Annotated in this window: 10 protein-coding genes; 4 read left to right on the top strand and 6 right to left on the bottom strand. The window is 74.3% G+C overall.

Annotation, left to right across the window (positions count from 1 at the left end; genetic code table 11):
* Positions 1-189 precede the first annotated feature (189 nt).
* The 5 genes from ABH925_RS24605 to ABH925_RS24585 all read right to left on the bottom strand — a co-directional run bounded on the left by ABH925_RS24605 (position 190) and on the right by ABH925_RS24585 (position 3,383).
* On the bottom strand, positions 190-576 hold the full coding sequence (locus tag ABH925_RS24605) for a DUF3040 domain-containing protein (RefSeq protein ID WP_370151038.1): 387 nt from the start codon (positions 574-576) through the stop codon (positions 190-192).
* Positions 577-875: 299 nt separating this feature from the next.
* A complete protein-coding gene (locus tag ABH925_RS24600) occupies positions 876-1,628 on the bottom strand; it encodes a methyltransferase domain-containing protein (protein WP_370151037.1) in 753 nt (250 codons plus the stop codon).
* 66 nt (positions 1,629-1,694) lie between these two features.
* Positions 1,695-2,435 carry a hypothetical protein gene (locus tag ABH925_RS24595; RefSeq protein ID WP_370151036.1) on the bottom strand — a complete coding sequence of 247 codons (741 nt, stop codon included), beginning with the start codon at positions 2,433-2,435 and terminating at the stop codon, positions 1,695-1,697.
* Between the two features lie 16 nt (positions 2,436-2,451).
* The gene (locus ABH925_RS24590; protein ID WP_370151046.1) at positions 2,452-2,997 is read right to left on the bottom strand and encodes an SAV_6107 family HEPN domain-containing protein; all 546 of its coding nucleotides are present in this window, start codon (positions 2,995-2,997) and stop codon (positions 2,452-2,454) included.
* A gap of 140 nt (positions 2,998-3,137) precedes the next feature.
* Positions 3,138-3,383, bottom strand: a complete 246-nt coding sequence (locus ABH925_RS24585) for a DUF6504 family protein (RefSeq protein WP_370151045.1) — start codon at positions 3,381-3,383, stop codon at positions 3,138-3,140.
* Between the two features lie 258 nt (positions 3,384-3,641).
* Here ABH925_RS24585 and ABH925_RS24580 point away from each other — a divergent pair, with 258 nt between their 5' ends.
* From ABH925_RS24580 to ABH925_RS24570, 3 genes are read left to right on the top strand one after another with little or no spacing between them, the layout of a single operon-like run.
* On the top strand, positions 3,642-4,331 hold the full coding sequence (locus ABH925_RS24580; RefSeq protein ID WP_370151034.1) for an ATP-binding cassette domain-containing protein: 690 nt from the start codon (positions 3,642-3,644) through the stop codon (positions 4,329-4,331).
* Between the two features lie 10 nt (positions 4,332-4,341).
* Complete coding sequence (locus ABH925_RS24575; protein WP_370151044.1) at positions 4,342-6,501, top strand: YhgE/Pip family protein; 2,160 nt, start codon at positions 4,342-4,344, stop codon at positions 6,499-6,501.
* 29 nt (positions 6,502-6,530) lie between these two features.
* On the top strand, positions 6,531-7,118 hold the full coding sequence (locus ABH925_RS24570) for a TetR/AcrR family transcriptional regulator (protein WP_370151033.1): 588 nt from the start codon (positions 6,531-6,533) through the stop codon (positions 7,116-7,118).
* Here the strand turns inward: ABH925_RS24570 and ABH925_RS24565 are convergent.
* Positions 7,084-7,818 carry a YitT family protein gene (locus ABH925_RS24565; protein ID WP_370151032.1) on the bottom strand — a complete coding sequence of 245 codons (735 nt, stop codon included), beginning with the start codon at positions 7,816-7,818 and terminating at the stop codon, positions 7,084-7,086. The genes ABH925_RS24570 and ABH925_RS24565 overlap by 35 nt on opposite strands.
* A 78-nt stretch (positions 7,819-7,896) precedes the next feature.
* On the opposite strand from ABH925_RS24565, the gene ABH925_RS24560 reads away from it, so the two are divergent.
* Positions 7,897-9,354, top strand: a complete 1,458-nt coding sequence (locus tag ABH925_RS24560; RefSeq protein ID WP_370151031.1) for a PLP-dependent aminotransferase family protein — start codon at positions 7,897-7,899, stop codon at positions 9,352-9,354.
* The last annotated feature ends 158 nt before the right edge of the window (positions 9,355-9,512 follow it).

Raw genomic sequence — 9,512 nt, 5'->3', positions numbered from 1 at the left:
CCGCCCGCGGACCGCCCCCCCCGCCCCCCGCGCCGGCGGGGGCGGGGGCGGCCCCCGGGGGCCGGTCCGGCACCCAACCCCGCCCCCGCCTGGGGGGGGGGGGGACCTTCGGCCCCCCCCGCCCCTTGCTCCGTGTGGAGTGTTCCTGTGGAGAGTGTCCGTGTGCGGTGTGCGCGCGCCCCGCGTGGGTCAGGCGCCGTGCTGCTGGTCGTGGCGGCGCTGCCACCGCTGTTCCATCCGGTCGACGACGCCGGCCTTGCGCCGGCGCATCGGGGCGCCGGTACGGGGGTCCGCGATACCGAGCCTCGGCGCGTGCCGCCACCCGTTGACGGCGACCACGGCACAGCCGAGCATCACCACGAAGCCGGCCACACCCACCCACCACAGCTTGGTGACCATGCCTCCCATGAGCAGGGCGACGCCAACGACGAAGCCGGCTGCGGCCAGGTACACCGTCCGGCGGGTACGGGCACGCAGGCCCGTCCCTTCAAGCGCTGTCGCGAACTTGGGGTCCTCGGCGTACAGCGCTCGCTCCATCTGCTCGAGCAGTCGCTGCTCGTGCTCCGAGAGCGGCACGTCGTCCTCCTACTCTGGTCGCCCTGGCGACCACCGCCGTCCCCGTCAGGACAGACAGTCCTCTCCGCCTTCGGTCTGGCCAGGATAGGTCTGGAGTCGCCTCCGCGAAACCCACCCCACCGCACACCGCCGCCGGATCCTGCTTGTGTTCCGTATGCCCCAGCCGCAGGGCAGTCATGCCTTGCGCGCTTTACCTGAATCATACGGTCATCGCGGGTTTTCGGACTGCGGTAAGTGGCGGTTGCCACCCCCACAACGGGCGGGGCGGCCGGGAAGGTTCCAACGACCCGGAACGGGCGTCAGCGGAGCTCGGCGAGCAGGTGCAGCTGGGTGGCCACGGCGTGGAAGGCGGGCTGCTCGGCGGCCGCCTGCTCCAGCGCGAGCAGCGCCTCCAGGGCGCCCGGTTCGGAGTCGACGAGCACCCCGGGGACCAGGTCGGCGAAGATCCGCACGCCGTGCACCGAGGACACCAGCAGTCCCGCGGCCTCGGCCAGGCCGCGCAGCTCGTCGACGGTGAAGCGGTGCGGCATCGGGTCGTTGCCGCCCCAGTGGCCGGCCGGGTCCTGGAGGGCGGTGCGGGCCTCGGTGAAGTGTCCCGCTATCGCGCGGGCCAGCACCGCGCCGTTGCGGTTGGCGGCGAGCAGGCTGAGCAGCCCGCCCTTGCGCAGCCCGGTGGTGAGCTGGCCGAGGGCCTCGGCGGGGTCGTCGACGACCTCCAGTACCCCGTGGCACAGCACCGCGTCGACGCTGGCCGGCTCGACCAGGTCGGCCAGGTTCTGGGTGTCCCCCTGGAGGGCCCGGACCAGGCCGGTGACCCCGGCCTCCGCGGCCCGGCGCTCCAGTGCGAACAGCGCGTCCGGGCTGGGGTCGACCACGGTGACCCGGTGTCCGAGCCGGGCGACCGGCACCGCGAAGTTCCCGGTGCCACCGCCGGTGTCGAGCACGTCCAGGACGGGCCGTCCGAGCTCCTCGGCGCGCCGGTCGAGGGCGGCGTGCAGAACCTCCCACACCACGGCGGTCCGGAGGGAACTGCGGGGACGTGTCGGGTACACGGAAGAGCTCCTCTGCGGGGTGCGGCGGTACGGCCCCACTCTAGGGCCTCGGCCTGTACCCCGGGGTCAGGACGGACCCATCGCGATCACCGGGTGCCGGGCCGGATCGAGCGTGGTCAGCAGGGTGCGCATGGCGTCGGCGGGCAGGCTGACGCAGGCCTGGGTGGGGCCGCCGTGGTCGACGTGGATCCAGACGCCGCCCCCCTTGTCGGCGCCGTCCGGGCGCTGCGGGTCGAGGGGGGACACCCCCTGCACCCGGTTGTAGTCGATGGCGATGACGTAGTCGAAGGCATGGGCCAGCGACTCGCCCCGCGAACCGCGCCCGGAGGCCACGAACTCCCGGTTGTGGTCGTAGGGGAACCTGGTGCCGGCCGGGGCGGTGAGCCTGCCGCCGGCGTCGCTGAGGGTGAACACGCCGACCGGCGAGCGCAGGTCGTTGAAGTGGTGGTCCGCGGTCCAGCCCTTCAGGGCGTTGTGGGCGGGCCAACTGGCGCCCCGGACCCAGGGGCTGGAGGTGGAGGGGCGGCTGTAGAGGGTGGCGGTCGAGTCGGAGGAGTCCTGGCCCGTACCGGTCACCACGACGACCTGGCGGGAGTCGGCCGGTATCTGCGAGCGCAGCGTGCCGCTGAGGCCGGCGATCGTGGCCGCCTGCGACAGTGCCTGGGCACCCCGCTGGTCGCCCGAGGCCGGCCAGGAGACCATGCTCGCCCCGGCCGTGAGCACCAGGGCGAACACGCCCAGCACCGCCTTGCCGCGCCGGGTCAGCCGTACCCGCCCACCGGTCGTCCCGACGTGATGATCAGTCATACCGTCACGGTATAGGTCAGCCGGTACGCGGCATCGGCGGCTCGCCGTCCTGCTCGGGCCGGTCGGCGCGGGCCGGGTTGAGCGCGATCAGCCGCTGCACCACGCGCAGGAACAGTGCGGTGTTGCGGATCAGGTCGTCGGCCTCGCGCAGGGTGGCGGCCGAGGCGATCCCGGCCTCGGCGGCGGCCCGCTTCGGCGCACCGGCGGCGTAGTACAGGGCCCACTCGGCGAGTTCGGGCGCCACTTCGGGCAGCACCTCCCAGGCGCTGCGGATCCGGCCGCGCCGGCGCGGCGACTCCTCCGGACGCCCGCGGACCGCGAGCACCGACGCCGAGGCACGCAGCGCCGCCAGGTGCGCCACGGCGTAGCGCTCCAACGCCCCCTGCATGCCGCGGGCCTCGTCGAGGCCGCGGTAGGCCTGCGCAAGCAGGTCGAGCGCGGCCGGCGGGGCCCCGGCCCGGCGCAGCACCGGATGAACGTCGGACGGCGGCCGATAGGGCCGTGCACTGCCCGCAGCGGCGGCGGCCGCTGTCCGCGCCGGGCTCTGCGGCTGGGTCTGCAGCGGCAGCTGCAGCACCTGCGCCGTCGGTGTCACCGTGGATGTCACCGTCGTCGATGTCACCGTCGAGCCGGCGCCCGCGCCTGAGCTGATACCTGAGCCGATGGCCATCACTCTCGTCCTCCCGTTCGAATCCGGCCGGTTCAGTCGGTCGTGCTCGTGAGGGTCCAGCGCCCGGCGGCGCGGTCGAAGCTGAGGTCGTAGACACCGGCGTCGAAGCAGCGGCCCGGACTGGCCTGCACCCGCCACACCTCGTGTCCGGCGCCGTTCGAGCGGCCCAGGACCTCCCGTACGGCGTAGACCCGGTCGCGCCACAGGAAGTGCGTGGGCTGCCCCGGATCGCCCCGGACCTCGATCAGGTCACTGCGCATCGCGATCACCTCCGCCATCGTCGCCACGTTCGAATTTTTGTTCGAACAATCTCAGAGTAACCTCCCGCCGCAACCCCGCGTCAACGACCACCGGAACCCTCATCGACATGCTGCACCCCGGCACTGACAGTCACGCTCCGTGACCATGCACGGCGCGGACACCGGGCGGCGGTTACGCACCTCACACTCCCGAGCACTCCCGACGGCATCCCTCCCGCCGTTGCCCCGGCTAGAATTTGAACTGACCAGTCAGTTTAAAAGAAGGGGGCGGGCTCCATGGGGGACGCCACCGACGCCGTGCGGCGTACCGACGGTGCGGCAGTGACGGCCGAGGCGCTGGGGCTGCGCGGTCCGCGCGGCTGGGTCTACCGAGGGGTGGACCTCGACCTCGAACCCGACACCCTCACCGTGGTCACCGGCCCGGCCGGCTCCGGACGGACGTCGCTGCTGCTCACCCTGGCCGGACGGATGAGACCGACCGAAGGGCGGGCCGGGGTCGCCGGACTGCGCCTGCCCCGGCAGGCCGCCGCGGTGCGCAGGCTGGCCGCCCTGGGCCCGGTCCCCGGCGTGAACGACCTGGAGGGCGCGCTGACCGTCGCCGAGCATCTGCGCGAGCGCCGGCTGCTGCACTTCCCCCGGCGCGCCCCGCGCCGCAGCACCGAACAGGCCCTCGGACTGGTCGGACTGGCGGTCGAGAGCCTGCCCGGCGGGCTGCGCACCCAGGTCCGCGAGCTGGACCCGGTGCAGTCGCTGCGGCTGTCCACCGCGCTCGCCCTGCTCGGCCGGCCGCGCCTGCTGCTGGTGGACGACGCCGACGAGCGACTGTCCGCCACGGAGCGCGCGGCCGCCTGGGCGATGCTCCGCGCCGTCGCCGACTCCGGCACCACCGTGGTGGCCGGCGCCGCCGACGCCCCCGAATCCGCCGACACGACCGTCCGTCTGGAGTCCGCCGATGCGCACGCCTGAGCTGCTCCGACTGCGCGGACCGGGCCTGGCCCGGCTGGAACTGCGCCGCTTCTCCCGGGGCCGGCTGCCGCGCGCCGCCCTGGTCGCGCTGCTGCTGCTGCCGCTGCTCTACGGCGCGCTCTACCTGTGGTCGTTCTGGAACCCCTACGGCCACCTGGACCGGCTGCCGGTGGCCCTGGTGAACCAGGACCGCGCGGTCACCGTCAAGGGACAGCGGATCGACGCCGGCAAGGACCTCAGCGACGAGCTGAGGAAGCGCCAGATCTTCGGCTGGGACGTGGTCGGCCCGGAGCAGGCCGCCGCGGGCGTCGCCTCCGGCCGCTACTACCTGTCGCTCACCATCCCCGCCGACTTCAGCGCGGACATCGCCAGCAGCGACAGCGACCGGCCGGCCGCCGGGGAGCTGCAGGTGCAGACGAACGACTCGAACAACTACATCGTCGGCCAGATCTCCCGCTCGGTGTTCGACGAGATCCGGGCCGCCACCTCGGCCAAGGCCTCGAACGGCTTCTACGACCAGGTCTTCGTCGGCTTCTCCGACCTGCACGACCAGACCCTGCGGGCGGCCGAGGGCGCCGACCGGCTCACCTCCGGCGCCCGGCAGTCCGCGCAGGGCGCCGGGCAGCTGGCCGACGGCGCGGCCGGTGCCCGGAGCGGAGCCCAGCAGCTCGCCGCCGGACTGGACCAGGCGACCCGGGGCAGCAGCGCGCTGGCCCACGGCCTGGGCACGCTCGACCAGGGCGCCGGACAACTCGCGTCCGGCGCCCGGCAGGCCGCCGTCGGCACCCAGCAACTCGCGGACGCCGTCAACCCGGTGGCGGCCGACCTGTCCCCGCTGCTGCACGAGCACCCCGAACTGATCAGCCAGTCCGCGACACTGGTCGCCACCGGCGCCCAGCAGATCGCCGACAACCTGGGCAGGCTCCCGGCCGCGAGCCGGCAGGCCCTCGCCGCCGCCAAGGACGCCGCCGGGCAGTTGGACACCCTCGACGCCCAGCAGTGCGGCACCGACCCGGCCGGCCCGGACTGCGCCCGGCTGCACGCCGCGGACCAGGCGGCGCACCAGGTCGTCACCGTGGCCACCCAGCTGGACGCCACGGTGCAGCAGCTGTCGCCCCAGCTCACCGCGCTCGCCGCGGACGCCGGACGGGTGGCCGCGCTGGCCAGGCCGCTGGAACGGCCGGGTCTGGCGCAGAGCTTCGACGCCGCGGTGGCCCAGGTCAACCAGCTGAACCGCGGCGTACGGCAGCTGGCCGGCGGCGCGGACGCGCTGCGGCAGGGCACCGGCCAGGCGGTCTCCAGCGCCGGCACCCTGAGCAACGGCCTGGCCACGCTGGACACCGGCGCCCATTCCCTCTCCGGCGGCCTGTACCGGCTCTCCGACGGCGCCCAGCAGCTCGACTCCGGCCTCGGCACCCTCGCCGACGGTTCGGGGCAGCTGGCCGGCGGACTGCACACCGGGGCGGCGGGGATACCCGACTACGACGCGGCCCAGCGGGACGCGCGTGCCACCGCGATGAGCGACCCGGTGCAGCTCGCCAAGGACACCCTCAACGCCGCGCCCGGCTACGGCACCGGCCTGGCCCCGTACTTCATCCCGCTGGCGCTGTGGGTCGGCGCGATGGTCGGCTACATGCTGCTGCGCCCGCTCAGCAACCGGGTGCTGTCCGCGAACACCCCCGCCTGGCGGGCGGCGCTGGCCGGCTGGCTGCCGGTGGCCGGGGTGGGACTGCTGCAGGCGGCGGCACTGCTGGCGGTGCTCTGCGGGGGCCTGGGCCTGCGGCTCAGCCATGCCGCCGGGGTGTGCGGGTTCCTGGCGCTGACCGTGCTGTGCTTCTCCGCCGTGGTCCAGTGGCTGAACGCCCGCTTCGGCCCGGCCGGGCGACTGCTGGCGCTGGCGCTGCTGATGCTCCAGCTCACCTCGGCCGGCGGCACCTACCCGGTGGAGACCAGCCCGGACTTCTTCGGCGCGATCCACCCGTACCTGCCGATGAGCTATGTGGTGGCCGGACTGCGGCGGCTGATCAGCGGCGGCGACCCGACGGCGGTGTGGACCGGCAGCGCGGTGCTGCTCGCCTTCACCCTCGGCGCCCTGGCCCTCACCACGCTGACGGCCCGTCGCCGCCAGCTGTGGACGGTCACCCGGCTGCACCCGGAGCTGACGCTGTGACCGGCCCCGTGACGGGGGACAATGCGCTCATGGCCACCAGTTCCCGCCGTTCGGCGACCCGGCAGAAGCTCTACGAGGCAGCGGTGACGCTGATCGCCGAACAGGGCTACTCGGCCACGACCGTGGAGGAGATCGCCGAGCGGGCCGGGGTCGCCAAGGGCACCGTCTACTACAACTTCGCCAGCAAGTCCGATCTGTTCGAGGAACTGCTCCGGCACGGCGTGGGCCTGCTCACCACGGCGCTGCGGGAGGCCGGGGCGGGGCTGCGCGGCCTGGCCGCGCTGGACGCGATGGCGCGCGCGGGCCTGGAGTTCATCCGCACCTACCCGTCCTTCGCGCAGCTGTTCGTCGCCGAGACCTGGCGCACCAACCGCTCCTGGCACGACACGCTGCGGCTGATGCGCGAGGAGACCGTGTCGGTGGTCGCCGCGGTGCTGGCCGAGGCGGTCGCCGCCGAGGAGCTGCCGGCCGACCTGGACGTGCAGCTGACCGCCTCGGCGGTGTTCGGCATGGTGCTGGTGGTCGCCCTGGACTGGCTGGCCTTCCAGCCCGAGCGCAGCCTGGACGACGTGCACAGCAGCCTCAGCCGGCTGCTGCGGGCGCGCATGCCGACGTGACCTCCGGCGCGTCGGACGCCGTCGCGGCCGGTTCCGCCGCTGCGGCGGTCACCGTGGTCGCGGCGGTGACCGTCGCGGCGGCCGTCCGCTCCGGGACGGTGAACAGCGGCAGGAAGAGCTGCACCAGCGGGCCGATGCCCAGCGCGTAGGCAACCGTCCCGACGCCGAAGCTGCCGCCCAGCAGGACCCCCAGCACCAGCACGGTGACCTCGATGACGGTCCGCACCAGCCGGACCGAGCGCCCGGTGCGGCGGCAGAAGCCGGTCATCAGGCCGTCGCGCGGCCCGGGGCCGAACCGCGCGCCGATGTAGAGGCCGCTGGCGACGCCGTTCAGCACGATCGCCGCCACCAGGAGGCCGATCCGCAGCGGCAGTCCGTTCGGGACGGGGATCAGCGCCAGCGCCGCGTCCACGGACAGGCCGATGACGAAGACGTTGCTGACCGTGCCCAGTCCGGGCCGCTGCCGCAGCGGGATCCACAGCAGCAGCACCAGGGCGCCGACGATCATCGTGATGGTCCCGAAGGACAGCCCGATGTGCCTGGTCAGGCCCTGGTGGAAGACGTCCCACGGGTCGAGGCCCAGGGCGGCGCGGATCTGCAGCGCCATGCTCGCCCCGTAGAGCACCAGGCCGAGGTAGAGCTGGACGAGGCGGCGGGTGAGCTGCACGGGATTCCCCCTTGAGGTCCGACGGTCGAGCATGCCACTGTGGGTTCACGGGCCACTCTGGACCGGGGTGGCCTGTTGTTCCATAGCCAATCGAGAACAGGTGGACTGGTGGTGAGCACGCGATCCTCGATCGGCGCGGCCCAGCTGGACCGGGCTCTGGGCGACTGGCAGCAGGGCCGGGACGTCGCCTACCGCTCGCTGGCGGGCTCGCTGCGCAGCCTGGTGCTGGACGGCCGGGTGCCGGTGGCGAGCCGGCTGCCGGCCGAGCGGGAGCTGTCCTCGGTGCTCGGGGTGAGCCGGACCACGATCGCGGCGGCCTACGAACTGCTGCGTGACGAGGGCTTCCTGCAGAGCCGGCGGGGGGCCGGCAGCTGGACCGCGCTGCCCGCCGGGCGGCCGATGCCGGTGGCCGGCCTCTCCCCGTACCCCACGGACCGGGGCGGGGTGATCGACCTGGGGGTGGCCGCGATGGCGGCGGCGGAACCCTGGATCTCGACGGCCATGGCCGCGGCCGTCGACGAGCTGCCCTGCTACACCGGCACCCACGGTGACTTCCCGGCCGGGCTGCAGGTGCTGCGGCAGGCGGTCGCCGACCGCTACACCCGGCGCGGGCTGCCGACGGTGCCCGAGCAGATCATGGTCACCAACGGCGCCACCGGCGCGTTCTCGCTGCTGCTGCGGGCCCTGGTCGGCCCGGGTGACCGGATCGCGGTGGAGTCCCCCAGCTACGCCAACGCGCTGCAGGCGATCTGCCTGCACGGTGCGCGGCCGGTGCCGGTCCCGCTGGAGCGGGACGGCTGGCCGCTGGACGCCTGGGCGCGCACGCTGCGCGAGGCCGGGCCGACCCTGGCCTATGTGATCCCGGACTTCCACAACCCGACCGGGCTGCTGATGCCCGATCACCAGCGCCGCGAGCTGGTGGCGCTGGCCCGGTCCGCCGGCACCCGGCTGGTGGTGGACGAGACGCTGGCCGAACTGCTGCTGGAGCCGGGCACCGTTCTGCCGGCGCCGCTGGCGGCGTACGACCGCAACGGCAGCGTGATCACCATCGGCTCGGCCGGCAAGACCTTCTGGGGCGGGCTGCGGATCGGCTGGATCAGGGCGGCTCCGGAGCTGATCCGGCGGATCGCGGCGGACCGGGCCAGCCTGGACGTCAGCTCGCCGGTGCTGGAACAGCTGGCGGTGTGCCGGCTGCTGACCGAGTGCCTGCCGGAGGTGCTGGAGTACCAGCGTGCCCGGCTCAGGGCGCAGCGGGACGCCCTGGTGGACGCGGTCCGCGCGGAGCTCCCGGACTGGACCTTCCGGCTGCCGCAGGGCGGGCTGTCGCTCTGGGTGCGCACCGAGGAGGGCGGTCTGGGCGGCAGCGCGCTGGCCTCCGCCGCGCAGGGCTGCGGGGTGTGGATCGGCTCCGGACCCCGGTTCGGGGTGGACGGGATGCTGGAGCGCTTCGTCCGGCTGCCGTTCACCCAGCCCGCCGAGGTGGCCCGGGAGGCGGTGCGGCGGCTCGTGGCCGCACGGGCGACGGCCGGGTCCCCCGAGGCCCCGGCCTCGCAGTGCGCACTGCTCTGACCCCCGTCACCGCTCTGACTCCCGTCACCGCTCGGCACCTGCTCCGCCGCCCCGTGTCGGCGGTGCGGGTGCCGAGGGGCCCCGCGACGGGCTGTCGGTGCGGTCCACTACGGTGGGAGATCCACTACGGTGGGCCGGCCGCCCGGGAGGGCGGTGTC

Origin of the sequence: Streptacidiphilus sp. EB129, assembly GCF_041262645.1 — a bacterium.
Taxonomy (GTDB): domain Bacteria; phylum Actinomycetota; class Actinomycetes; order Streptomycetales; family Streptomycetaceae; genus Streptacidiphilus.
This window is presented reverse-complemented; position numbering and strand designations above follow the sequence as displayed.

Coding starts and splice junctions, on each gene's coding strand:
- ABH925_RS24595 (WP_370151036.1), bottom strand. CDS start 2,435: ATGACTGATCATCACGTCGGGACGACCGGTGGGCGGGTACGGCTGACC.
- ABH925_RS24585 (WP_370151045.1), bottom strand. CDS start 3,383: ATGGCGGAGGTGATCGCGATGCGCAGTGACCTGATCGAGGTCCGGGGC.
- ABH925_RS24580 (WP_370151034.1), top strand. CDS start 3,642: ATGGGGGACGCCACCGACGCCGTGCGGCGTACCGACGGTGCGGCAGTG.
- ABH925_RS24570 (WP_370151033.1), top strand. CDS start 6,531: ATGGCCACCAGTTCCCGCCGTTCGGCGACCCGGCAGAAGCTCTACGAG.
- ABH925_RS24565 (WP_370151032.1), bottom strand. CDS start 7,818: ATGCTCGACCGTCGGACCTCAAGGGGGAATCCCGTGCAGCTCACCCGC.